Origin of the sequence: Pseudomonas iranensis, assembly GCF_014268585.2 — a bacterium.
Lineage (GTDB): Bacteria > Pseudomonadota > Gammaproteobacteria > Pseudomonadales > Pseudomonadaceae > Aquipseudomonas > Aquipseudomonas iranensis.
The window spans coordinates 2,736,573-2,762,000 of the sequence record NZ_CP077092.1; the positions used below are offsets into that span (position 1 = coordinate 2,736,573).

Sequence of the window (25,428 nt, forward strand, 5' to 3'; positions counted from 1 at the left end):
TGGAATAGTCTGGATGTCGGCTTTAAACGGGGTGTTTAGGGAATTGGTTTTGGCTGAGGTTTTGTGTTGATCGGGCTGGGGTCTTCGCGAGCAGGCTCGCTCCCACAGGTGTCGAGTTGGCGATGTTTATAGCGTCGTGCCGACAAGCCCCATCACAGATTTTGAACTTTGCTTTCGGCGCCATTTCCATTGTTTGAGGTGACAATCCTCCAGCTCCTCCAGCTCCTCCACACCTGAACCAAGGAATGACCGTGACGGCTCACACTCATAAACCTGCTCTGCGCCGGGCTATCACTTTCCCGATGCTGTTTCTGTTTATTCTCGGCGATGTACTCGGCGCGGGGGTTTACGCCCTCGCCGGAACCATCGCCGGGGAGGTGGGCGGCGCGATTTGGGTGCCGCTGCTGATCGCGTTGTTCTTCGCCATGTTGACGGCGGGTTCCTACGCAGAGCTGGTGACCAAATATCCCCACGCCGGCGCGGCTTCGGTGTTCGCGGAAAAGGCCTTCAAGTCGCCGCTCATTTCCTTCCTGGTCGGTTTCTGCATGCTGGCGGCTGCGGTCACCAGCGCTGCGGGTTTGTCGCTGGCGTTTGCCGGTGATTACCTCAACGCCTTTGTCGACGTATCGCCGCAGATTGCAGCCCTGGTGTTTCTTCTGGCTATCGGCCTGCTCAACGCGCGCGGGATCAAGGAGTCGCTTGGGGCGAATCTGGTGATGACCGTGATTGAACTGTCCGGGTTGATTCTGGTGATCGTGGCTGCGGTCTGGTATTTCCGCACAGGCGATGCGGATCTGGGGCGGACGCTCACGTTCAAGCCGGGCGTCAGTCCCATGCTGGCGGTGTTGGGGGCGGCGTTGTTGGCGTTCTATTCCTTCGTCGGTTTCGAAACTTCGGCCAATCTGGCCGAGGAAATCAAGGACGTGCGCAAGGTTTATCCGCGCGCCTTGTTCGCCGCTTTGCTTACGGCTGGCGTGGTTTACATGGCGGTGGGCGTGGCGGCTTCTTCGGTGTTGCCTACCGAGAAGTTGGTGGCAACGTCGGCGCCTTTGCTCGAAGTTGTCCGCGCATCGACCCTCGCAATCCCGCCGGCGCTGTTCTCCTTTATTGCGCTGATCGCTGTGGCCAACGGTGCGTTGTTAACCATGATCATGGCCAGCCGATTGACCTATGGCATGGCGAATCTGGGGCTGTTGCCTGGTGTTTTGGGTGCGGTGCTGCCTCAGCGCAAAACTCCGTGGGCTGCCATTGTCGCAACGACCTTGGTCGCCATTGCCCTGACACTTACAGGGACGCTGGCAACGCTGGCAGAGACGGTGGTTTTGCTGTTGCTGTTCGTTTTTCTAAGTACCAATGTGGCGGTGCTGGTTCTTCGTCGTGACAGGGTGGAGGAGGATCACTTTCGCGTACCGACCTTTGTCCCGGTGCTTGCGATCGTGTCGTGTCTGGTTCTGCTCAGTCAGCAGGGGGTGGAGACGTGGTTGCGGGCGGGGGCGCTGATCATTGTCGGGATGTTGCTGCATGGCTGTTCTCGTATCAATTTTTCTGCGATCAGTAAGGCGGGGTAGTGCAGCAGCTTGGGGAATTGGTGTTGTTTGGGCGGGCGTATTCGCGAGCAGGCTCGCTCCCACAGTGGATGGGTGGTGTTTTTCAGAATGAGTCACACGTTGTCAGTCGGTGGGCGGGTGAGTAAGCTGCCGACATGAATCAGTCCTCAGTTTCCCCATCCTTCCCCGGCCCGCGTGGTCCCGTCGATCACGACATTCGTGATCAGATTGTCGCGGCGGCCAACGAGCATTTCAGCCAGTACGGCTACGCCAAGACCACGGTGTCCGATCTGGCCAAGGCCATCGGTTTCTCCAAGGCGTACATCTACAAATTCTTCGATTCCAAGCAGGCGATTGGCGAAGCCATCTGCGCGAACTGTCTGGGGCAGATCGTTACAGCGGTCGAGCAAGCGATCAACGAAGAAGACCTGACGCCCACCGAGCGTTTCCGCCGGTTGGTGAAAACCGTGATCGCCACGGGTGTGAATCTGTTCTTCAACGATCGCAAACTCTATGACATTGCCGCGTTTGCAGCGGGTGAGAACTGGCCAAGTGCGCAGCGTTACGATGCGCAGATCAAGCGCTTTATCACCGACATTGTCCGTGAAGGGCGCGAGGCCGGTGAGTTCGAGCGCAGGACGCCGCTGGACGAGACGGTCGAATCGATCCACTTGGCGCTGCGGCCCTTCGTCAATCCACTGATGCTGCAACACAACCTCGATTTCATCGAAGTGGCGCCCACGCTGACTTCGAACCTCATCTTGCGCAGCTTGATGCCTTGACCCTCTTCTGATCCGAATACTCGGATCAGTCTCACTCTTATATCGCCTCGCCTGTACAGGGCAGACGATGAATTGCCCAAGTCGTGACTATTGACTGATATGGTCACTCGGATAACATGGCCGCCGCAGTTCAGGTATTCCAATTCCGAGTCACCCATAGGGTCCACACAATGAAAAAAACAATGCTCAAGCACCCGGTGGGGCTGGCTGTCGTTCTTGCGTCCTCAAATGTTCTGGCCGGCGGTTTCGCGCTCAATGAGCAAAGCGTCAGCGGCATGGGATCGGGTTTTGCCGGTCGCTCTTCTTCGGCGGAAGACGCCAGCACCGTTTTCGGCAACCCGGCAGGCATGGCGCGGCTCAAGCGCGAGCAGGCCAGCGTCGGGAAGGCGACGCTGTTTGCGAAGTCCGATATCAGCCAGACCCGCAGCACGTTCGGCGGCAAGGAAGACGGCGACATGGTGCCGACCACCACGGTACCGATGGGCTATTACGTCAAACCGATCGACGAGCATTGGGCGTTCGGCGTGGGGTTCTACGTACCGTTTGGTCTGATCACCGACTACGGCAGCGGTTTCGCCGGCCGTTACTACGCCAACAAAAGCGAAGTCACCACGCTGACGTTCCAGCCGACCATCAGCTATGCCTTCAACGACAAGGTGTCGATCGGCTTCGGCCCGACCATCAACCGCATCAGCGGCGAGCTGTCGGGGATGGTCGCCAACCCGCTGAGTCCCGGGCGCAATGACGGCAAAGTCAAAAGCACCGGCGACGATACCGCGCTGGGCTTCAACGCCGGGGTCATGGTCCAGGCGACCGAGCAGACCCGCCTGGGCCTGACCTATCACTCAAAAGTCAGTTACCACCTCGACGCGAAATCCAAACTCAGCGATGGCATCTTCAACGTGCTTGGGGTCAGCGGTCGCAGCTATGGCGCCTCGCTGGACGTCGACAGCCCGGAGTCGGTGGACTTCTCGGTCACCCATCAACTGAACAACGACTGGACGCTGTATGCCGGCAGCACCTGGACGCGCTGGAGTCGCTTCAAAGAGCTGACCATCGAAAACAGTGGATTGCCGCCATTGCTAGCCGGCCAGTTGGGCACGATCAGCGAGGAGCAGAACTGGCACGACACCTGGGCTCACGCCATCGGCGCGGCGTACCGGTTGAACAACCAATGGGTGCTGCGTACCGGGTTCTCGGTTGATCAGTCTCCGGCGAACAACACCAATCGCGGGCCGCGTATTCCCACGGGTGATCGCAAAGTGTTCAGCCTTGGTGCCGGTTGGACTCCAGCGGAGAATGTCACCATCGACGTCGCCTATTCGTATCTCAGGGAAGAGAGCGTCGAGATCAACGACACCTCGGCGGGCAAGGGTTCGTACAGCGCGAAATACAAGAACAGCGCCAGCGGGCTCGGTACTTCTGTCAGCTATCGGTTCTGATTCAGCGCTGAAAATCGGGCCGGCGACTCTGTGACTGTTGACGATATTGGTCACAAGATTGAGAATATGATGATCATCCTATTTTCAGTAAAGGAATTCCATGCGCCGGCTCCGACCTTTCCCCCTCGCGGTATGTTTGTTGCCCTTGGCCCTGACGGCGTGCGGAGATTCCTCCAGCGCAAAAGATCCACGCACCCTGGCGCCGACTGTCAGATCGGCAACGGTGCAACCGGCAGAAAATGGATTTCGATCATTTACCGGCGTCGTCGCTGCGCGCACCCAGGGCGATCTGGGCTTTCGCGTTTCGGGCAAGGTGCTCGAGCGTCTGGTTGATACCGGGCAGACGGTCAAGCGCGGCCAGCCACTGATGCGCCTCGACCCGATCGACCTCGGCCTGCAGGCGCGAGCCCAGCAAGAAGCGGTGAGCGCCGCTCGCGCCCGAGCCATACAGACTGCCGGTGACGAAGCACGCAATCGCAAACTCGTCGCCGCCGGCGCTATTTCGGCATCGGCCTACGATCAGTTCAAAGCTGCGGCCGACACCGCCAGGGCGCAACTCAATGCCGCTGTGGCGCAAGCGGACGTAGCGCGCAACGCCTCGGGCTACGCGGTTTTGCTGGCGGACGCTGATGGCGTGGTGGTGGAAACCCTCGCCGAACCCGGGCAAGTCGTCAGCCCGGGACAACCGGTGGTGCGACTGGCGCGGGCCGGTCAGCGGGAGGCCATCGTCCATCTGCCCGAGACCTTGCGCCCCGCGCCGGGCTCAACCGCTCAGGCAAAACTGTATGGCGATACGTCGGCTGGCGTCAGCGCAAAACTGCGTCTGCTTTCCGACTCGGCCGACAGCACAACTCGTACTTTTGAGGCGCGCTATGTGCTCGAAGGCAGGTTGGCCAATGCGCCAATCGGCTCGACGGTCACCCTTGATATCGGCCAGGGTTCTGTACCGCAACAGGCATTGAAAGTGCCCATCGCAGCCATCTACAACGCAGGCAAGGGCCCCGGTGTGTGGGTCATCGCCGGCACACCGGCAAAAGTGACCTGGCGCCCGGTCGAGGTCCTGGGCTTGAGCGACGACTCGGCCCGTGTCGCTGGCCAGCTCAACGTCGGTGAACCGATTGTCGCGCTGGGCGCGCATCTGCTGCGCGATGGCGAAGAAGTGCGCTTGCTTGCCCGCGACGATGGCCAGATTGCCGGGAGTCGTCCATGAGCGAGGGCCGGTTCAACCTTTCTGCTATCGCCGTGCGCCAACGTGCGATCACGGTGTTTCTGATTTTTCTCATCGCCGTCGCCGGCGTCCTGTCGTTCTTCAAATTGGGCCGGGCGGAAGATCCGCCGTTCACGGTCAAGCAGCTAACAGTGATTACCGCGTGGCCAGGGGCGACCGCGCAAGAAATGCAGGATCAGGTCGCCGAACCCCTAGAAAAACGCTTGCAGGAACTGAAGTGGTACGACCGCTCGGAAACCTACACGCGTCCGGGACTGGCATTCACCATGGTTTCGTTGCTCGACAGCACACCGCCGTCGCAAGTGCAGGAAGAGTTTTATCAGGCACGGAAAAAGCTCGACGACGAAGCAATCAAGCTGCCGGCGGGTGTCATCGGGCCGATGGTCAACGACGAGTTCTCCGACGTGACCTTCGCGCTGTTCGCCTTGAAAGCCAGGGGCGAGCCGCAGCGCTTGCTGGTACGCGATGCGGAGACGTTACGCCAGCGCCTGTTGCACGTGCCGGGGGTGAAAAAGGTCAACATCATCGGCGAGCAGGCCGAGCGGATATTCGTTTCGTTTTCCCATGATCGCTTGGCGACGCTGGGCTTGTCGCCGCAGGACCTCTTCGCCGCGCTGAACAATCAAAACGTATTGACGCCTGCCGGGTCGGTCGAAACCAAAGGGCCGGAGGTTTTTCTGCGCGTCGATGGCGCGTTCGACACGTTGCAGAAAATCCGTGACACGCCTGTTGTCGCTCAGGGCCGAACACTCAAGCTGTCTGACGTGGCCACGGTCGAGCGCGGCTACGAAGACCCGGCAACCTTCCTGGTGCGCAACAACGGCGAAGAAGCGTTATTGCTCGGCGTGATCATGCGCGAGGGCTGGAACGGTCTCGATCTGGGCAAGGCGCTGGATGCCGAGACGGCCAGGATCAACGGGGAAATGCCGTTGGGCATGACGCTGTCGAAAGTCACCGATCAGGCGGTGAATATCGACTCGGCGGTCGGCGAGTTCATGGTCAAGTTCTTTGTCGCGCTGCTGGTGGTCATGCTGGTTTGTTTTCTCAGCATGGGCTGGCGTGTCGGCGTGGTTGTGGCAGCGGCGGTGCCGTTGACCTTGGCGATCGTGTTTGTGGTAATGGCGGCGACCGGCAAGAACTTTGACCGGATCACCCTCGGCTCGCTGATTCTTGCGCTCGGGCTGCTGGTCGATGACGCGATCATCGCCATCGAAATGATGGTGGTGAAGATGGAGGAGGGCTACGACCGCATCAAGGCCTCCGCTTATGCCTGGAGCCACACGGCAGCGCCAATGCTGGCCGGTACGCTGGTCACGGCGATTGGCTTTCTGCCCAACGGATTCGCGCAATCAACGGCGGGCGAATACACCAGCAACATGTTCTGGATTGTCGGCATCGCGCTCATTGCTTCGTGGGTCGTCGCCGTAGCTTTCACGCCGTATCTGGGCGTGAAGTTGTTGCCGGACATCAAGAAAGTCGAAGGCGGGCACGCGGCAATCTACGACACGCCGCGCTATAACCGTTTCCGGCGCGTTCTGGCGTGGGTGATCACGCGCAAATGGCTGGTGGCCGGTGCGGTGGTCGCGCTGTTTGCCGTTGCGATTCCGGGCATGGGGCTGGTGAAGAAGCAGTTCTTTCCGACCTCTGACCGCCCCGAAGTGATGATTGAAGTGCAGATGCCCTACGGCACGTCCATCGAGCAGACCAGCGCTGCGGCGGCCAAAGTCGAAGCCTGGCTGCACAAGCAGGAAGAGGCCAAAATCGTCACCGCCTATATCGGTCAGGGTGCACCACGGTTTTTCCTGGCAATGGCGCCGGAATTGCCGGACCCATCGTTCGCCAAAATCGTCGTGCTGACCGACAGCCAGGACGCCCGTGAAACCCTCAAGTTGCGTTTGCGCGAAGCGGTCGCCGAAGGGCTTGCTCCAGAGGCGCGGGTTCGGGCGACGCAGATCGTATTCGGCCCGTATTCGCCATTTCCGGTGGCCTACCGGGTAATGGGGCCTGATCCGGCAAAATTGCGCGACATCGCCGAGCAGGTCAGGGCGGTGATGCAGAACAGCCCGATGATGAGAACCGTCAACACTGACTGGGGGCCGCTGACGCCGACGTTGCATTTCAATCTGAATCAGGATCGCTTGCAGGCAGTGGGGCTTACGTCCAGCGCGGTGGCCCAGCAGTTACAATTTCTGCTCAGCGGCGTGCCGATCACGGCGGTGCGCGAAGACATCCGTTCCGTGCAGGTCGTTGGCCGTGCGGCGGGCAATATCCGCCTTGATCCGGCGCAGATCGAAGGCTTCACCCTGGTCGGTGCGGCGGGGCAGCGCATCCCGCTGTCGCAGATTGGCCAGGTCGAAGTGCGCATGGAAGACCCGATCCTGCGCCGCCGCGATCGCACGCCGACCATCACCGTGCGTGGCGACATCGCCGAAGGTTTGCAGCCACCTGACGTTTCCGGCGCGATCATCCAGCAGTTGCAGCCGATCATCGAAAACCTGCCTTCCGGCTACCGGATTGAGCAGGCGGGCGCCATCGAAGAATCCGGCAAGGCCGGCAAAGCGATTCTGCCGTTGCTGCCGATCATGATCGCCATGACGCTGCTCATCATCATCGTCCAGGTACGCTCGATTTCGGCGATGATCATGGTCTTCCTCACCTCGCCGTTGGGCTTGATCGGCGTGGTGCCGACGCTGCTGATCTTCAACCAGCCGTTCGGCATCAATGCGCTGGTCGGGTTGATTGCGCTGTCGGGGATTCTGATGCGCAACACGCTGATTCTGATCGGGCAAATTCATCACAACGAGCAGGAAGGGCTGGCGCCGTTCCATGCCGTGGTCGAAGCGACAGTGCAACGGGCGCGGCCAGTGTTGTTGACCGCGCTCGCAGCGATTCTGGCGTTCATTCCGCTGACCCACTCGGTGTTCTGGGGCACGCTGGCCTACACGCTGATCGGCGGCACGTTTGTTGGCACCATCATCACGCTGGTGTTTCTGCCGGCGATGTATGCGATCTGGTTCAGGATTCGGCATGAGAACAGTGGGCAGGTTCAACCCTCGCGTTCGGTATAAGGTCAGGTTTGAAAGAGGCCCGTCAATGACGGGCCTTTTGCTATCCGCGACTAACTCTCTCTCTCTTGGCTATTGGAGATTTTCAAGTGTGCGGAGTTGACCCCCGTAATTAACCAGGTCCGCCGCTTATACAGGATGTGATTAATAAGCATCACAGTTGTTTGCGAATTTTGCGGATCAGATTTACCCGTCATTGAAAGAATGCGTTTTGCTGTGGCTAACGTGCTGAAATATAAGTACGAAAATTCATTTATATCTGTTTGAAATAATGCGCCTGATGTTTTGCGCGACTTTCTCTTAAGAAAAACAGTTTTCATTGGCAAACAAGCTGTTAGGCGGCCATTTATTTTTTAAATTGACGCGGCGTAGATGGCGGGGCTAGTTTTTCCTCCAACTTGCTGCGCTGCTTTCTACGTTATTGCGTTACGCACGATCGAATCTTGTTCGAATGCCATGGCGAATTTAATTTGCCTGGGTATTGGACTTTGTTCGCTCTAAACTTTTTAAAGGGAGAGTCAGTCGTCATGGATTGTTTAAAGGAAACACGTGTTGGCAATGTTCTATCGGGATGGAACCACTTGTCGGTAGTCGGGCCGATAAATGTGCAGAATACCGCCGGCGCGCGCGTTCAGCTGTCATCGGGCGAATGGCGCGATGATTATATTATGGGCTGGGGATCCTGCCTGTTGGGGCACGATAGTCCGGTCATCAAAAACTCCATTCTCAAGGCACTGGAGCGGGGCTTTCTTCAGCAGTATGAGACCGATGAACATCGTCTGTTGAGTGAGCGGTTCTGTGCGGTCGTCCCCTGCGCCGAAAAGTTGCGGCTGGTCAACTCCGGACTGGAAGCGACCATGTATGCGACGCGTATCGCCCGTGCCGTTACCGGTCGACGCATCATCATCAAGTTCGAAGGGCATTTTCATGGGCTTAATGACTCTTTGACCTGGAACGTGGATTCTTCACCGCGCTCTGGCGCGTTATTGGCGGGAAGAGAACTGGAACGTTTATCGGGCACTGTGGGAATTCCTGACGAATTCGGCAACTTGACGGTTTCGGTTTCATGGAATGATCTGGAAGCGCTGGAAAATGCTTTTGAAAAATACAAGGACGATGTGGCAGGGGTGATCCTGGAACCTGTTGCATTGAATATCGGATGCATCAGGCCGGATGAAGGTTTTCTGCAAAATGTGCGTGCGCTGACCAGCCGTAAGGGTGCGCTGCTGATCTTCGACGAAGTGCTCACCGGTTTCCGCGCAAACATTGGTGGTGCGCAAAAGGACTTCGGTGTCGTACCCGACATCGCCGCCTTCGGCAAGGCGTTCGGTTGCGGCATGCCGATCGCGGGTATTGCCGGTAAAGCCGAATACATGGACGTAATCGCACCACGCGGTCCTGTTCAGGTCAGCGGGACCAATACGGGGCGATACCTGTCCGTGTCCGCCGCACTTGCCGCCATCGAGCATTTGCAGGATGGAGCGGTGCACCGGCACATCGCCGCGCTGGAATCGCGCTTGAAGGCCGGGCTGAGGGACGTTTTCGATAAACACCACATACCCTGTCATATCGATGGATACGGCGGTCGAATCGGCGTCCACATCGGAACCTGCGAGCGTCCTCGAACCATGAGGGAGATAGAGCATTTCTACCCGATCGACTTTGCCCAGAAGTTGTTCGCCCTGCTATCCCGTGAGTACAACTTGTATGGCTTCTTGATGCCCCTCAGTTATTGCCCAGAGCCTGTCACCCTGAGTGCATCGCATACGACTGAAATGTTGGCGGACGCCTGTGAGCGGCTGGATTCGGCACTCAAGAGGGTTCAGTACCATGCCAAATGAACCTGTTACGAAGATTCGCCTGCGGCGATTTGCAAAGGCTGACATGGAAGCTGTTCTGGGGTTGGTCGCCCAGATTGCCTCAGGCGAGGATCTTACCGAGTCTGCGGGTCAGCAATTTGCCGATGAACTTGCCAATCCTCAATTTGAGGGGGGGCGATTTGTCGCCACCGTAGACGGACGGGTGATCGGGACGATGGGCTGCGCCGCAGGTCCGATCCCCTCGAAGTATGTCCTGTGGGCAGACTGGTTGATTGTTGATAGCCAATACCGTCGATACGGGGTGGCTTCGTTGTTATATGGCGAAATTGAAAAGTATGCTCTGGCAAATGAAAAGACATGGTTATGTCTGGATATAGGAAATATTGACAAAGAACGTGCAGCCTACCGTTTTCATTTACGCAATGGGTTTCAGATCGTCGGGCAGCTTCCCGATTACTGGGGAGAACTTGAACACCTGAACATCATGGCTAAATCTCTTATCTCAAAGGAATGAATAATCATGGGCGTTTTAAGTGACATCACTGCATTGCAGGATGAGGCGGTTTATTGCCGCGAAAAAGGTTTGACTATCGGTCTTTGTCACGGCTGTTTCGACATTGTGCATCCTGGGCACCTTTATCATTTGCAACGTGCCAGAACAATGGTGGATCGATTGTTCGTGTCAGTTACCGCCGACCCATATGTCAATAAAGGAGCGGACCGGCCGGTATTCCCCGATCAAAAACGCGCAGAGTTTCTTGCCTCTATTCGCTATTGCGATCATGTCATCGTAAATCACACACCCACTGCTGAATTGATGATCAAGACGCTACGTCCCAACCTCTATTTCAAGGGTGCGGATTACAGTGACGGGTCAGACGTGAGACTTCAGGCGGAGCGCGCACTGGTTGAAAGCGCAGGGGGGCGAATGATCTTGACGGACGACAAGATATTCGACTCGACGTCCAGAATCGCCCGGCTCGTCATGTCCACGCACAGATGACAGGTAAGCAATCATGTCGAAACTTTTGCTGATTGACCTCGACGGAACAATGATCGACACGCCGCATTTTCAAGCGTGGAGCAACGTCGCTCACAGACTTGCCGGCAAACAACTGACTCAGCGCGAATACATTGACCACATTGCCGGACGTCCTCGCATGGAAGGCGCTTCACGATTGCTGGCGCTGATCACCGATGACATCGGTGCTCAAAGGAGCGGCTCGCTCAGCGCAGACGAACTGGCGCAGCACAAACAAAAGGAATTTCTACAGCTCTCCCAAGGCACTGAGCTGTTCGAGGACGCAAAGCGATTGCTGGAACGTATTGCACAAGCCGCACAGCCAGTGATGTTTTATACGGCGTCTCTGAATGCGCCGCAGTTGTTCGAGGCGGCTATCGAGCGCTCCAGTCTGCGGCAAGAATCCAGGTTATCGATTACCCGACAGGCGCCCGGTCAGAGCCGCGAAGCGCTGATTCAACAATTGGTCGGAAGCCGCGATCCGCAGGATGTCGAGCTGATTGACGACAGTCCCTATGCAACGGATCTGGCCTGTGGCCTGGGGCTCCATGCCTGGCAGATCCGCCGGCATGATCTTGAACCCAAGGCTGCTCATCCACAGGCATCAATACTGTCATCGCTTGATGAATACCCCCTGGCAAACCCATCCCAAGGAAGGACCATGAATAATCAATCCGCTGTTCTCGTTACAGGCGGTGCGGGCTACATTGGCTCGCGTCTGGTACCAAAACTGCTGGCTGCCGGTTACCGGGTCCGGGTACTGGATGCGCTTTATTTCGGCAACGGCCTGGAGGGCGTGATGAACCATCCGGCACTGGAATTCATAAAGGGCGATATTCGCGATCCGCTGCTCGTCGAGCAGTCGCTTCGGGGGATGCACACCGTTGTCCATCTTGCCGCAGTGGCCAATGATCCCAGTTTCAATTCGGCACCCGAACTCGGCCAGTCCATCAATATCGATTGTCTGCCGCATCTCATGAGCAGTGCAAAGCGCCTTGGCTGCCGGCGCTTTATCTATGCATCCTCAGCCAGTGTCTACGGCGTCAATACAGAACCATTTGTCGATGAGCGCCAACCCTGCGTGCCCATCACCGACTACAACCGCTTCAAGGCTGACGGCGAAAAAATACTGTTCGGGCTCACTGATGCATCCTTTGAAACCGTCGCGGTTCGAGCCGCTACCGTGTGCGGCTGGTCGCCTCGCCAGCGCCTGGATCTGACCGTCAATATCCTTACCGCCAGTGCGCTGGCGCGCGGTGAAATTACCGTGTTCGGCGGCAGTCAATACCGCCCCAACGTGCATATCGGCGATCTGACCCGGCTGTATACGATGCTCGTGGAGCGCGAATCGCTGGACGAAGTCTGCGGAACCGCAATCAACGTCGGCTACGAAAACCACACGGTGACCGAGATAGCCGATCAGGTGAAACAGGTTGTCGATCGCTACTTCCTCGTCAACGTGCCGATCACCACTACCCGCAGCGATGATGTTCGGTCTTACCGTCTGGATTCGCGACGGGTGCAGGAGACACTGGGTTTCGAGTTCATCTATTCGATCAGGGATGCCATCGTGGAAATCTGCGAGCAATGGCAATCCGGGAACTTCAACGACAGTGACGATGTGTTATCCGACACCCGCTATCACAATGTGCGCAACATGATGCACAACGACTGGTCGTTCCAGCCGTCGGGGGACACGTCGTGCTGACCATCGCTTATGGAGAGGAGTGCGAGGATATCGTCGGTATCGAGCCGCGGACATCGTCCTTCGCAGCCTGCGTGGCAATGCTGGCCAATCCCTTGATCGGCGTGCGCCCGCATGTGCCCAGTGCCTCGCCGCGCACACGGCGCACGCAACTGCTCTGCGCGGGGGTCTATGCAGCCGGGGTCGGCGTTTCGCGGGAGATCATTTCTTTGCCAGCGCCGGCAGTCCTGCGCCTCTACGATGTGGACACGGGCGAACCTCTCGAGCCATCAGGCGATGGACCGGCGGTGGTGTTGGCAATGGATCAGGCGACAGTCAGCAGCCGCGAGCTGTTCCAACTGCGGGGCGTCCGTTATGAGCTGACGATTGATCAGTTCATTGATGCCCCTGATGACAGCGCCGTGTCGACCCGCATCAGTCTGACTCGACTGGGCGAGCCGACCGGTGCGCACCGATTGCGACTGGATTACGGCGTGGATGGCAGTGCCGAGAATGAATACCTGGGCACCAGTGACTGGCTGACCGCCCGACATTACCGTTTTGGGCAAAGTGTTGTCGATCGAACGGCCTTCACTGTGGATGTCGATGCCGCGGAGTATCGGCTGCGCTACGACGTACGTGTCGAACAGTCCGGTTCAGCGGCGAGTTCCGTTGTCTGCTGGCGACACGGCCTGCAGGGTTGTATTGCTTCCGTCACCATGGATTTCGACTCGGTGCTGCAGCATCGCATCGCCACGCATTGGCGGGTTGCAATCGATGGCGAGCACAGTATGCCCGACGCGCTTTCTGGCGACTTCGATGTGACCCATATCCAGAGCAGCCATCTTGACCGATGGAGCAGGATCTGGAGCGAGCATGACGTCACTGTTCAAACCGCGCAGAGACGTACCGATCTGGGCATCAAATACGCGATGTTTCAATTGCTGCAGCACGGCGTGGGAGTCGTGCCCCCCGAGCGGGGAACGCTCTCGCCGGCGCGCGGCCTGACCAGCACATATCACTCCGGAGCGACGTTCTTCGATACCGAACTGCACAAGTGCATGTTCTGGCTCTGGAACGAACCCGGCGTCGCCAGGGCGTTGATTGACTATCGCTACCACCGTCTGGAACAAGCGCGGGAGTTTGCTCGGGCCAGTGGCTATGAGGGAGCGCGTTTTCCGGAAGCAGCCAATGATCGAGGGCGGGAAAATGGTCCCCATTATGTGCTGGCGTATCCCGAACAGGACATTCGACGAGAGTGGAGTGTCCATGAGGTGCTCCACATTTCGGCAGACGTTTGCTATGCCGTGAACAAATACTGGAAGGTCACCGGTGACGATGCGTTCATGGTTTCTCGCGGCTTTGAAATGCTGCTCGAGTGCGCCCGTTTCGCCGCGTCCGTGTTCAAGTGGTCCGAGAGTCGGCAGGCGTATGTCGTTGAATCGGTCATGGGGCCGGACGAATACCACTATCATGTGGATAACAGCTTTTTTACCAATTACATGCTGCGCTGGTGTCTCCGGTCAGCGCTTTCCCTGTGCGACCGGCCGGGGTTTCCGGAATTGCCCGAGGCACAGTCCAGGCGCTGGCAGTCGATAGCCGATAACGTCTTTCTGCCCTGGATCATTGTGGGTGGGGTGGTCATTCCTGAAGAGTTTGAGGGTTATGCCGCCTTACCTGACACGCAGCTGCGGTCCGACAAAAAGCGTGGGCCGCAGTTTGCGGACGAGGCCGAACGGGAGAACGCAGAGAATCTGCAGAATTTTGCGTCGCAGGTGGTCAAACAGGCGGACATCGTGTTGTTGATGTCGATGTTTCCAGAAGATTTTTCAACGGACGTGAAACGCGCAGCGTTCCAATATTATGAACCGCGTACGGTGCATGAATCGTCATTGAGCTACGGGCCGCACGCGGTTGTCGCCGCGCACTTGGGCAAGACGTCGATCAGTGCCGATTTCATTGCTCGGGCCAGCCGCTACAACCTGGATTTCACCCCGCTCGACGACTACAGCAATGGCCTGCATCTTTCCGCCTATGCCGGAGCCTGGCAGGGCTTGGTGGAAGGGCTGGCAGGACTTGATCTCATTGCGGACCAACTGGCCTTCCGCCCGAGGTTGCCCGCCGATTGGGATGCCTACCACTTCACCCTTGAGTTTCGGGGCCGCCGTCTGCGCATTTGCGTAATCGGAGACGATGAGCTGGAAATCCGCGAGGGCGGCCGGCAGTTGCCAACCGAACGTGGCCAGGATGGATATATATGCCTCAAGGAGGGGCACCGATGATTTCTATCAAAGAACGCTTATCCCCCTATAACGATGCGCTGCGAGTCTTGCCTTTTCGCAAGTTGCTGATCGGCCAGGGCCTGTCGATGGCCGGCGACGCCATCTGTCTGGCGGCGCTGCCGATAGCGCTGATACGGGACGGTTTTGGTGGTGATGTGTTTGGCTTCATCATGGCCGCAGTCGGAATCGGAACCGTCGTCGGTGCTCTGGCCGGCGGCATGCTGGCGGATCGCAAGTCGCCTCGACAGGTGCTCATCTACACCGATACGGCCCGAGGCATGGCGCAGCTTGCGGCCGTCGCACTGCTTCTGACCGGTGCGCCTTGGGGCTGGCTGGTGCTGGCCTATCTGATCTTCGGCATCGGCATCGGCGTTTCTCGGCCCTGCGCTCAGGTGCTGCTGGTCAGCCTGTTACCCAAAAAGGCGCTGGTCGCGGGCAACGGCGCGATGAACTTTATCGATAACCTGGTCGCCATTCTGTTTCCGGCGACGTTGGGCGTGTTCATCATCTTGTGGGATCCGGTCTGGGGGATACTGATCGATGGCTTGACCTTCTTCGGCGCGGCGATTTACACCGCTCAGTTACCGAATGTCGGCCGTCATGAATCCGAAGAAGAGTTCTCCCTGCGCGAGGCGTTCAAGGGCATCACCGTGGTCAGCCGTAACGCCACGCTGCTGCTGGGGTTTGCGGCGACGCTGGTGGTGAACGTGCTGTGTTTTCCGATTTTTCTGGTCGTTGCACCCTACGCGATCAGTCTTCGTTTCAGCGAAGAAATGTGGGGATATTGCCTGGCAGCATCAGGGTTCGGCGCTTGTCTCGGATCGGTTGTCACCGTGCTTGCCTCGGGGCACGAACGCCTGGTCGGGCTTGCGGTGGTATGCGGGTTGTTCCTGGCCGGAGCGATGGCGTTACTCGGGCTGGGAACGGCGGCATGGATGGCTGTTCTGGGGGCGACGTTCGTCGGTATCGTCGAAGCGTCCTGGCTCACCGGCTGGGCAACCGCCATGCAAACACTGTCGCCCGAAAAGGATCTGGGCAAAGTCGTGGCGGTGGATACCTTTGTCACCAGCGGTGTGCACCCGTTCATTTATCTGGGCAGCGGCGTAGTCGGCGGGATGATCGGCTATTCCCAGACGCTTGCGTTGACCGCCGTCATCAGCGCGGTTGGCACTCTGCTGATCGTCCTGACGTCCATCATGTTCATGCCAGGGAGTGCGCGTAATGATCAAGTGCAATAACGTACAGGAACAGGCTCAGGATCTCTGTGGCGAGATCTTTGAACGCTGGCGGGAGCTGTTGCAATCGGGCGAGTTCATTCTCGGCGATCAGGTTCTGGCGTTCGAGTCATGGATGTCGGATCGTTGTGGCGGCGCGCACGCCGTTGCCCTCAATTCAGGCACGGATGCGCTGTTTCTGGCATTGCGCGCGCTCGATATCGGCCCCGGTGACGAGGTGATCACCTGCGCCAATACCTTTGTTGCCACAGTCGGAGCCATTGTTGCTGTTGGTGCCCGGCCGATCCTGGCGGATGTGGGTGACGATGAACTCCTGAGCGTCGAGACGATTGCGCCACTTGTGACTGATCGGACCAAAGCCGTGATTCCTGTCTATCTGCGCGGACGCCCTCTGGATATCGACCCAATCATCGACCTGTGCCGCTCGCGCGGGGTTGCCGTGATCGAGGATTGCGCTCAGGCGATCGGCACTACGATCGATGGCCGGCAAGTCGGCACTCGCGCTGATGCGTCAGCGTTTTCCATGCATCCGTTGAAGACGCTCGGTGGTCTGGGTGACGGTGGGATGCTGGTGACTCGCGATCCGGGAATTGCCGAATACGCGCGGATTGCACGCAATCACGGCCTGGAAAACCGTAACGAATCGATCCGGTTCGGCATCAACTCCAGACTCGACTCGTTGCAGGCAGCAGCACTCAACATCAAAGCGCAGTATCTGGATCAGTGGCTGAAGCGACGCGTGGAAATTGCCGCGTTCTATGATGACGTCCTCTCTACAACCCGCACGGGCGCTGACCTGGGGCGCGGCAAACCGGGAAATGCCTACTATCACTATGTCGTGCAATCCACGCATCGTGACGAGTTGCAGGCTTATCTGGCAGAGCACGATGTGCAAGCGGCCATTCATTATCCGGTGCCCATTCATTGGCAGAAGGCATGGTTGAGCAGTCAGCCGCGCATTGCGTTGCCCACAACCGAACGCCTGTCCCGGCAAATGATCACACTTCCTTGCCACCATCATTTGTCGGATGGCGACGTGGAAAAGGTCGTCACGCTGATCAAGCAATTTGAACGCGCGGTGAGGTGGTGAGCGTCGATATCGAATGTGTCGTGATTGGCGCCGGAGTGCTCGGGCTGGCTGTCGCCCGGGCCCTGGCCTTGAGCGGCCGCGAAGTGATTGTGGTGGAGGCGGGTGAACGCATTGGAACGGGCATCAGCTCGCGCAATTCAGAAGTCATTCACGCCGGCATCTACTACCCCACTGGCAGCCTCAAGGCGCAAATGTGCGTCGACGGCAGGCATCGCCTGCATGGCTTTTGCGAAGCACACGCAGTAGCGTGCCAACCTCTGGGCAAGCTTGTTGTCGCAACCGATGACGCGCAGTGCGGGGCATTGCAGCGGTTATGGCAGCAGGGACGGCGCAATGGCGTCAACGACCTGCAGCTGCTCAGCGCCCGACAGGCGTTGGAACTGGAGCCTGAGTTGTCATGTATCGCGGCACTCTGGTCGCCCTCTACTGCAATTGTCGACTCCCATGCCTTGATGCTTGCCCTGCAGGCAGACGCCGAGGCGGCGGGCACCTCGTTTGCCTTTAACACACCGTTCGAATCGGCCTGTCGTCGCCCGCAGGGTTTTGAGTTGCAGATCGGCGGCGCGCAACCCATGAACGTCAGCTGTGGCGAACTGATTAACTGTGCGGGCTTGTCTGCGCCCCAGCTTGCGGGTCACATTGTCGGTCTGTCTTCACGATACGTCCCGTTGGCCAGGTTGTGCAAAGGCAGCTACTTCAGCTTCAGCGGTCGGATACCTTTTCGCCATCTCATCTATCCCGCGCCCGAAGCCGCGGGTCTCGGCGTGCACATGACGCTTGACCTGGGGGGGCAGGCGCGTTTCGGACCGGATGTCGAGTGGGTCGATCAGGTTGATTACCGTGTGGATCCTCAGCGGGCCGAAGGCTTCTATCAAGCGATTCGCCGCTATTGGCCCGGCCTGCCCGATGGCAGCCTGGAACCGGCCTATAGCGGCATCCGCCCGAAAATCAACGCCGTACACGAACCGGCGGCGGACTTTGTCATCAGTGGCCCATCGGTGCATGGAGTGCCGGGGCTGGTTAATCTGTTCGGCATCGAATCTCCTGGGTTGACGAGCTGTCTCGCCATCGCGGAGCGTGTCGTACAGGCGCTCGGGCAAAATTGACCAGCCTTTGTCCAGAGGGGTCACACGTCCAATTCGATCAGCTCGCCATCGTCTTTTTCCAGCCGCTGCAAAAACACCTGTGCGTCCAGCAGCTGGTACGGAAAATAAAGCCCGGGCGGGGCAGGCGGCTGCCCATCCAGCCCAACCAGCCGCTCCAGCAACATGGCCACACTGAGCCCGGTCAACGCCGCTGCGCCTTCGCGGTGAACCACGGCGTGGCGGGTGCGCAACGCAGATCCCTTGTGATCCATGCCTTCAAGTTCGATGAGTATTTCCGTCGACATCGGCAGACCCTGACGCCGGGTCGAGCTGATGCCGCTGGCGAGGTTGAACTCGACGTTCGGGGCGTCGGTGGCGGCGGCCAGGCCTGTCACGTCGATGGAGGAGAAGCCGGCGCCCTGCAGGGTGGTGCCGTCGACGGCGCGGAAGCTGACCTTGGCGTCGTCGCCTTCACGCCAGATGAATTCGCCGTCACGGCGGGTCAGTGCGGCGGGCAGCATCTTGTTCAGGTGTTCAAAATCGACGGCAACGGTCGGGCCGCCGCCGTCCTGTTCGTCGACCAGTGCATGAATGCGGATGTCGTGCACGCGGGCGAATGCCTTGGCGATGTGCAGCGTTGCCACGGTGGTGGCGCCGACCATCCATTCGTAGCCGAGGACAATGGGCGACGCGTCGGGCGAGTGGATGAAACTGGCGATCTGCGGGGCGATTTCGAACACGCCGGAAGAGATGCTCAGGTGCGGCACCTTGCGCTTTTGCGCAAAGCGCAGACCGGCGAGGGCGTGGTCCATGTAGAACAGGACGATGGCGCTGACCCGGCGATCACCCAGCCGCAGATCTTCTGCGCGAGCATCGATGACCACACCTTGGGCATTGCCGATTTGCTCGGCGGTTTGCTGAGCCTTGGCGAGGTCGCGTCCACCGATCAGCAGGGGGACGTCGGGATGCGCCGCGCGCAATGCGCGAGCCGTCTGATGGCCGATGGCGCCGGAGCCGCCCATGAACAGAATGGGATGAAGTGGCATGAATCCTCCTCATTTTTCCTGGATTGAAACGTGCTTGGGCTAGACACCCTAGCACGCACTTTCCGGTTCGCCGGTGCGCTTGGTCTGCGCACCGACGAACGACCACTTGGGGAATCAGCCCAGATGATGCCGCTCTGCAAGGCGATAGACATCGGTGTCGAGGCCTTCGAAACGAGCCTTCAACTGCAACGCCAGATACAGCGAATAGTGCCGTGACTGATGCAGGTTGCCGCCGTGGAACCAGAGGTTCTGCTGCTGGGTCGGCTTCCACATGTTGCGCAGTTCACCTTCATACGGGCCGGGGTCGTTGGTGGTACCGGAACCCAGGCCCCAGCAGCGCCCGACCTTGTCGGCGACTTGCTGAGAAATCAGCTTCGCGGCCCAGCCGTTCATCGAGCCATAACCCGTCGCATAAACGATGAGATCGGCCGGCAAGCGGCTGCCATCGGTGAGCACCACCGCATCCGCTTCGATGCGTTCGACACCGAGGCCCGGCGCGCTCTTGAGCTTGATCGTGCCGTTGGCGATCAGTTCCGAGGCGCCGACGTCAATGTAGTAACCCGAGCCACGGCGTACGTATTTCATGAACAAACCCGATTCATCGTCGCCGAAATCGAGCATGAAACCCGCCCGGCTCAGGCGTTCATAGAAGTCCTTGTCGCGCTCCTTGATCGCGTCGAAGATCGGCCGATGAAACTGTGGCATGACCTTGTACGGAATCGAGGCGAACAGCAGGTCGGCCTTATCCGTGGTCAGACCCGACTCGAGCGCCTCTTCGGAATAAAGCCCGCCGAAAACCAGTTCCATCAGGCTGTCTGAACGCACGATGTGCGTTCTCGAACGTTGCACCATGGTCACCTCGGCGCCGTTTTCCACCAGATCGGCGCAGATGTCGTGGGCTGAATTGTTCGCGCCGATGACCACTGCGCGCTTGCCTTTCCACGCATCGCCGCCGGGGTGACGGCTGGAGTGATGTTGCTGGCCCTGGAAGTTTTCGGCGCCGGGATACACCGGCACATTCGGTACGCCAGACATGCCGGTGGCGAGGATCAGTTGCGTCGGTTGCAGGGTGACGGGCTCGCCGTTGCGCAGGACCTCCACGGTCCAGCGGCCAGTCTCTTCGTCAAACGTAGCGCCGAGGCATTCAGTCCGCGGCCAGTAGTTGAGTTCCATGACCTTGGTGTACATCTCCAGCCAGTCGCCGATCTGGTCTTTCGGGGTGAACACCGGCCAGTGGTCGGGGAAGGGCAGGTAGGGCATGTGGTCGTACCAGACCGGGTCGTGCAGGCACAGTGACTTGTAGCGGCCGCGCCATTGATCGCCGGGGCGTTCGGCTTTGTCGATGATCAACGTAGGTACGCCCATGCGTTTGAGCCTTGCGCCGAGGCCGAGCCCGCCCTGACCGCCGCCGACGATCAGGCAGTACGGTTGCGTGGTAATGCCCAGCGCCGCTTCTTCATCGCGGCGGCGCTCCAGCCAGTTGCGCTTGTCAGCGTGGGCATGGCCGTGGCTCGCGCCCATCGGCCGGCGGCGGCCGCTGGGTTCTTCGAAGCCTTTGAGTTCGCGCATGGTGGTCAGCAGCGTCCAGCACAGACCGTCTTTCAGGCGCACATAGCCTTTGCCGCGCGCCGAGTCGGTTTCCAGGCTCATCCAGCCTTCAAGCACGCCATCGGTGAGCGTGGCTTCACCTTCGAGTTGCCAGCGTTCGGGCCGGGTCTGCTCAAGGCGTGTTTCGAGCATGTCGCGAATCGCCGGTTTGCCTTCCAGGGTGACGAGGTTCCAGCTGAACAGCAGCAAGTCACGCCAGTGGCATTCTTCGGCAAACAGCTCCAGCGTGCCGTCCACATCTCGTTGCGCCAGACGTTCGCCGAGGCGTTCGACCCAGGCCGCAAGTTGCGCTGTTGGCGATTGCAAAGGGGTTTCAATAGCGATGTTCATGGGGCCACTCCCGATCTTGTTGTTTTGGTAAGCCATGGCATCAGAGCAAGGCTTGGGCCATCTCATTGAAAGGCGCGGGCCAGAGCGTTTGATGCAAAGGCCGACAAGGCTTGGCGCAGGCGACATGTCACAAATTCGAGAATCGCGGATGACACTGTGTCACTCGGCGCGAAATTCCCCCGCAACGAGCTTTTCATCTAAGCTGCGGACACACCCGTGTCTTCACCGAAGCGGAGAACAACAACAATGAAACCGGCCTCGATCAACGCCCACGCGCGCCAGGTACTGCAAGCCGTGCAGGGCTCTGTTGCCAGCCACAGCGCGGCGGCAGACCTGGCGATCACCCGTTCGTGGCGGCGCTGCCTGGATCAATACCAGCTCGATCCGGCCAGCCGCCGCGCGCCGGACGTGCTCGAACAGGCGCGTTTGCGCGAACACCGTGCGCCGTTGGAACACATCATCTCCGTTGCGCATTGGCAGATGAACAGCCTGCACCAGCAACTGGGACGTGACGGCCATGTCGTGCTGCTCACCGATGCGCGCGGCGTGGCGATCGACAGCGTGTTCAACGAAGCCGAACGCGGCGAGTTCCAGCGCTCCGGGCTGTGGCTCGGCTCGGTCTGGAGCGAGGAGCACGAGGGCACCAACGGTGTCGGCACCTGCCTGGTCGAGCGCCAGCACGTGACCATTCGCCGCGACGAGCATTTCCGTGGCCAGCACGTCGGCCTGACCTGTTCGGCCAGCCCGATATTCGACGCCAGCGGTGGGTTGCTCGCGGTGCTCAACCTTTCCTCCGTGCGCGAGGAAAGCAGCCTTGAGCAACGCTTCAAGGCCATGGCCCTGACCAATCTGTCGGCCAGGTTGATCGAGAGCTGTTTTTTCCTCGGCCACGATCCGCAGCGCTATTTGCTGCGGTTTCATCCCGACGCCGGGTTTGTCGGGCTGCTGGGTGAAGGCCTGCTCAGCTTCGACGAGAGTGCGCGGATCTGTTCGGTGAATGCGGCGGCGCTGGATCTGTTGGGCCTGAGCCGCGAGCAGATGGTCGGGCAGTCGTTGACCATGTTGCTGGAAACGCCGATGGAGCAGTTGCTCGATCAGGCCAGTGCTCAGGCGCACGTCTGCTGGCCGATGCGCCTGGCCGACGGGCGCTTGTTCTACGGCCAGTTGCGCGAACCGATCCGCTCCGCGCCGTTGACCCTTGCGCCTGTCCCGCCAATCAAGGATGAGCGCGTGTGCCTGGAAGACCCGCGCCTGCAACGCGGATTCGCTCGCGCGTTGCGTGTACTGGAGCGTGACGTGCCGGTGTTTCTGCAGGGTGAAACCGGCACCGGCAAGGAGGCCTTTGCGGCAGCGCTGCATCGCGCCAGCTCCCGCGCCGGCCAGCCGTTTGTCGCGATCAACTGCGCGGCGATCCCCGAGACGCTGATTGAAAGCGAGCTGTTCGGCTATCGCGGCGGCAGCTTCACCGGCGCGCGCAAGGACGGCATGGTCGGCAAGCTTGAGCAGGCCCATGGCGGCATTCTGTTTCTCGACGAAATCGGCGACATGCCCCTCGCGCTACAGACCCGTCTGCTGCGCGTGCTCGAAGAGCGCCAGGTTGTGCCGCTGGGCAGCGCAACGCCGCGACCGCTTGATGTACGCCTGATCAGCGCCAGTCACCAGAATCTGCCAGCCTGCGTGGCCGACGGACGTCTGCGCGAGGACCTGTTCTATCGCATTGGCGGTTTCGCCGTGGAACTGCCGCCGCTGCGCGAGCGTTCCGACAAGGGCCGTCTGCTCGACCTGCTGCTGCGCGAAGAAGCGGCGGGCGCCACTGTGCGGCTGCAAGCGGGAGTTCGAGAGCGCTTGCTGGCGCAGCCCTGGCCGGGCAACGTCCGGCAACTGCGCACCTGTCTGCGGACGTTGGTGGCGTTGGCAGTGGAAGGCCGGGTCACGCTGGAGGACGTGCACGAGTTACTGCCCGCAAGTGACGACCAACCTGTTGACGATCCACTGGGCGTATCCGAACGGCAAACTCTGCTCAGCATGATCGAAGCTGAACACTGGCATGTCGCGCGAGTTGCCCGTCGTCTGGGGATTAGCCGCAATACCCTGTACCGCAAGCTTCGTCAGCATGGGATCACTCGACCTGGTTGAAGACAATCGCGATCATTTGCGTTCATTCGCTGTTGATTGCGCGTATTGCCTGGAAATTGCTTGGATCCAATCATTAACTCACTATATCGCATGCCGACAAGCGGTAGGCTGAACCTATTGCTCAAAGTGATGGCGCAATGACATATTGCAGCACCTTTCCTCACTTCAAGATGTACCGAAAATGCGCCCCCTCAAGTCACTTGTTGCAGCGTCGTTGCTGCTCAGCGGGTGCAATGGAATGCCAGTCGCTTTTGTTCAGGATCCTGTTTTAGACCAAGCCTTTGTCGTTCACTCCGGCGCGCCTTTGCCTTACGTGCTGATGGGTTCGGCTGTGCAATGGAATGAAGACTTCGCCGTGACGGTGAAGCACATTCCTTACTTGTCGGGCACGGTTTTCCAGGGGCAGGCAGACGTGCAGTTCTTCCGCCACAAGGCCAATAGCGTGCCGGCGTGGCGCGGCTACAAGCCGGGCGAGGAGCTGACTTCGGTGGGCTTCAATTCGCTGTACATGTCGGTCAAGGGCACCGGCCAGGCGCTGCCGGCGATGGTTCGCCTCGACGTCAAAGAGGGCAACGTGCTCTACGGCACCCATAATGGCGCGCTGGCCAAAGGCATGTCCGGCGGGCCGGTGTTTTCCGCCGATGGCAAAGTGGTTGGCATCAACGTGGCGTTTCTCACCCGTGACGACGTCAGCCGCCTCAAGCGCAAAGACTTGCTGGATCAACCGCGCGTAAGCATCTTTTTGCCGTACGCGGAGATCAATCGCGAGTGGTCGCGCTATCAGGCCAGCATCACCCCGACAGCGCCACCAGCGACCAAACTGGCCAGCCGCTGATCAGCGTTCGCGCAACGCTTCGCGGGCGCGGTTGAGTGGTTTGATCAGGTAGTCGAGCACGGTTTTTTCGCCGGTACGGATGTCCACCGTGGCGATCATCCCGGGCACGATGGCGAAGCGTTTGCCGGCCTTGTTGCGCAGCTCATCCGAAGCGGTGCGGATGAACACGCGGTAGTAGAAGATCTCCGGCTTGGCTTCGTCCTGAATCGTGTCCGGCGAGATCGTCACCACTTCGCCGTCGAGGCTGCCGTAGATCGAATAGTCATAGGCGGTGATTTTCACTTTCGCCGCCTGGCCCGGGTGAATGAAGGCGATGTCGCGCGGCGAGATGCGCGTCTCGATCAGCAGTTGTTCATCGAGCGGCACGATCTGCATGACCTGGCCGTTAGGCGCAATGACGCCGCCAATCGTGCTGACCTCGATGTCCTTGACGATGCCGCGCACCGGCGAGCGCAGGGTCAGGCGCGATAGTGAATCGGTGCGACCACGGATCACCGCTTCGAGCATCTGCGCTTCGGCGTTGGCCTTGGCCAGGTCTTCGCGGGCGCGGACCATGTAATCGGATCGGGCTTCGGTGGCCTTCAATTCCAGCTCCGAGCGTTGACGGGTCAGGCGCAGCACTTCAACCCGGCTCGAGGCGCCGATCTTCGCCAGGTTTTCAGTGATCGCCAGTTCGCTGCGCACCAGTTTCAGCGAGCTCTGAATACCGTCGAGGGTTTCTACCAGACCTTTGCGCCGGGTCTGATAGAGCTCGGTTTCGGCGCGGATCAGGTCAGGAAACTCCTGCAGCGATGCGTCGAAGGTCAGGGGCTTTTCGCTGACTTCGGCCTGCAAGCGGTTGACGCTGGCCAGCGCCGCGCGGTACTTGGCCGCGCTTTCGCCGACGTTGGACTGGTTCTTCACCGGGTCCAATTGCGCGAGGATCTGGCCGCGCTCGACCAAAGCGCCTTCGCTGACATTGAGCTGCTCAAGAATGCCGCCCTCCATCGACTGAATCACCTGTTCGCGCGAGCTGGGCACCACTTTGCCTGTACCGGTCGAGACCTCGACGATCTCGAACCACGCCGCCCAGGCAATGAAGCAGGCAAGCATCAGCGCGCAACCCCAGATCACCTTTGCGCCACCGGCAAGTGCGCGCTCATCGCGGCCGTCGAGGTAGGACATCGGGTCCGGCACATCGGTCATCATCGGC

Annotated in this window: 18 protein-coding genes; 15 read left to right on the plus strand and 3 right to left on the minus strand. The window is 59.5% G+C overall.

All coding sequences use genetic code 11. The annotated features are described in order from the left end of the window. Window positions 1-245: 245 nt before the first annotated feature. The 13 genes from HU724_RS12380 (at window position 246) to HU724_RS12440 (ending at window position 18,302) form a co-directional block, all read left to right on the plus strand. The gene (locus HU724_RS12380; protein WP_225927681.1) at window positions 246-1,568 is read left to right on the plus strand and encodes an APC family permease; all 1,323 of its coding nucleotides are present in this window, start codon (window positions 246-248) and stop codon (window positions 1,566-1,568) included. A 134-nt stretch (window positions 1,569-1,702) separates the two neighbouring features. Further along, window positions 1,703-2,329, plus strand: coding sequence for a TetR/AcrR family transcriptional regulator (locus HU724_RS12385; protein ID WP_133340294.1), 627 nt, complete (start codon window positions 1,703-1,705; stop codon window positions 2,327-2,329). 170 nt (window positions 2,330-2,499) lie between these two features. Beyond that, window positions 2,500-3,771, plus strand: a complete 1,272-nt coding sequence (locus HU724_RS12390; protein WP_186569015.1) for an OmpP1/FadL family transporter — start codon at window positions 2,500-2,502, stop codon at window positions 3,769-3,771. 100 nt (window positions 3,772-3,871) lie between these two features. Continuing rightward, the gene (locus tag HU724_RS12395; RefSeq protein WP_186569016.1) at window positions 3,872-4,981 is read left to right on the plus strand and encodes an efflux RND transporter periplasmic adaptor subunit; all 1,110 of its coding nucleotides are present in this window, start codon (window positions 3,872-3,874) and stop codon (window positions 4,979-4,981) included. After that, a complete protein-coding gene (locus HU724_RS12400) occupies window positions 4,978-8,067 on the plus strand; it encodes an efflux RND transporter permease subunit (protein ID WP_186569017.1) in 3,090 nt (1,029 codons plus the stop codon). The genes HU724_RS12395 and HU724_RS12400 overlap by 4 nt, the downstream gene beginning before the upstream one ends. A gap of 524 nt (window positions 8,068-8,591) precedes the next feature. Further along, window positions 8,592-9,905 (plus strand): aspartate aminotransferase family protein, encoded by a 1,314-nt coding sequence (locus tag HU724_RS12405; protein ID WP_186569018.1) that lies wholly within the window; start codon window positions 8,592-8,594, stop codon window positions 9,903-9,905. Further along, window positions 9,895-10,398, plus strand: a complete 504-nt coding sequence (locus tag HU724_RS12410) for a GNAT family N-acetyltransferase (protein WP_186569019.1) — start codon at window positions 9,895-9,897, stop codon at window positions 10,396-10,398. The genes HU724_RS12405 and HU724_RS12410 overlap by 11 nt, the downstream gene beginning before the upstream one ends. A gap of 6 nt (window positions 10,399-10,404) precedes the next feature. Then, complete coding sequence (locus HU724_RS12415) at window positions 10,405-10,887, plus strand: adenylyltransferase/cytidyltransferase family protein (RefSeq protein WP_039758830.1); 483 nt, start codon at window positions 10,405-10,407, stop codon at window positions 10,885-10,887. A 13-nt stretch (window positions 10,888-10,900) separates the two neighbouring features. Beyond that, complete coding sequence (locus HU724_RS12420) at window positions 10,901-12,613, plus strand: NAD-dependent epimerase/dehydratase family protein (RefSeq protein WP_186569020.1); 1,713 nt, start codon at window positions 10,901-10,903, stop codon at window positions 12,611-12,613. Next, a complete protein-coding gene (locus HU724_RS12425) occupies window positions 12,607-14,871 on the plus strand; it encodes a glycosyl hydrolase family 65 domain-containing protein (RefSeq protein ID WP_202883392.1) in 2,265 nt (754 codons plus the stop codon). The genes HU724_RS12420 and HU724_RS12425 overlap by 7 nt, the downstream gene beginning before the upstream one ends. Next, on the plus strand, window positions 14,868-16,109 hold the full coding sequence (locus HU724_RS12430) for an MFS transporter (RefSeq protein WP_110599251.1): 1,242 nt from the start codon (window positions 14,868-14,870) through the stop codon (window positions 16,107-16,109). The genes HU724_RS12425 and HU724_RS12430 overlap by 4 nt, the downstream gene beginning before the upstream one ends. Beyond that, window positions 16,093-17,196, plus strand: a complete 1,104-nt coding sequence (locus HU724_RS12435) for a DegT/DnrJ/EryC1/StrS family aminotransferase (RefSeq protein ID WP_186569021.1) — start codon at window positions 16,093-16,095, stop codon at window positions 17,194-17,196. The genes HU724_RS12430 and HU724_RS12435 overlap by 17 nt, the downstream gene beginning before the upstream one ends. After that, a complete protein-coding gene (locus HU724_RS12440) occupies window positions 17,193-18,302 on the plus strand; it encodes an NAD(P)/FAD-dependent oxidoreductase (RefSeq protein WP_186569022.1) in 1,110 nt (369 codons plus the stop codon). The genes HU724_RS12435 and HU724_RS12440 overlap by 4 nt, the downstream gene beginning before the upstream one ends. A gap of 20 nt (window positions 18,303-18,322) precedes the next feature. On the opposite strand, the gene HU724_RS12445 is transcribed toward HU724_RS12440, so the two are convergent. Both HU724_RS12445 and HU724_RS12450 read right to left on the minus strand, forming a co-directional pair. Then, window positions 18,323-19,327 (minus strand): Rossmann-fold NAD(P)-binding domain-containing protein, encoded by a 1,005-nt coding sequence (locus HU724_RS12445; RefSeq protein ID WP_186569023.1) that lies wholly within the window; start codon window positions 19,325-19,327, stop codon window positions 18,323-18,325. A 114-nt stretch (window positions 19,328-19,441) separates the two neighbouring features. After that, window positions 19,442-21,265 (minus strand): NAD(P)/FAD-dependent oxidoreductase, encoded by a 1,824-nt coding sequence (locus HU724_RS12450; RefSeq protein WP_186569024.1) that lies wholly within the window; start codon window positions 21,263-21,265, stop codon window positions 19,442-19,444. A 246-nt stretch (window positions 21,266-21,511) separates the two neighbouring features. Here HU724_RS12450 and HU724_RS12455 point away from each other — a divergent pair, with 246 nt between their 5' ends. Both HU724_RS12455 and HU724_RS12460 read left to right on the plus strand, forming a co-directional pair. Next, on the plus strand, window positions 21,512-23,401 hold the full coding sequence (locus HU724_RS12455; RefSeq protein WP_186569025.1) for a sigma-54-dependent Fis family transcriptional regulator: 1,890 nt from the start codon (window positions 21,512-21,514) through the stop codon (window positions 23,399-23,401). Window positions 23,402-23,639: 238 nt separating this feature from the next. Next, window positions 23,640-24,236, plus strand: coding sequence for a trypsin-like peptidase domain-containing protein (locus HU724_RS12460; RefSeq protein ID WP_122750270.1), 597 nt, complete (start codon window positions 23,640-23,642; stop codon window positions 24,234-24,236). Here the strand turns inward: HU724_RS12460 and HU724_RS12465 are convergent, their stop codons facing one another. Further along, window positions 24,237-25,424 carry an HlyD family type I secretion periplasmic adaptor subunit gene (locus tag HU724_RS12465; protein WP_437180357.1) on the minus strand — a complete coding sequence of 396 codons (1,188 nt, stop codon included), beginning with the start codon at window positions 25,422-25,424 and terminating at the stop codon, window positions 24,237-24,239. It abuts the gene before it with no gap. Window positions 25,425-25,428 lie beyond the last annotated feature (4 nt).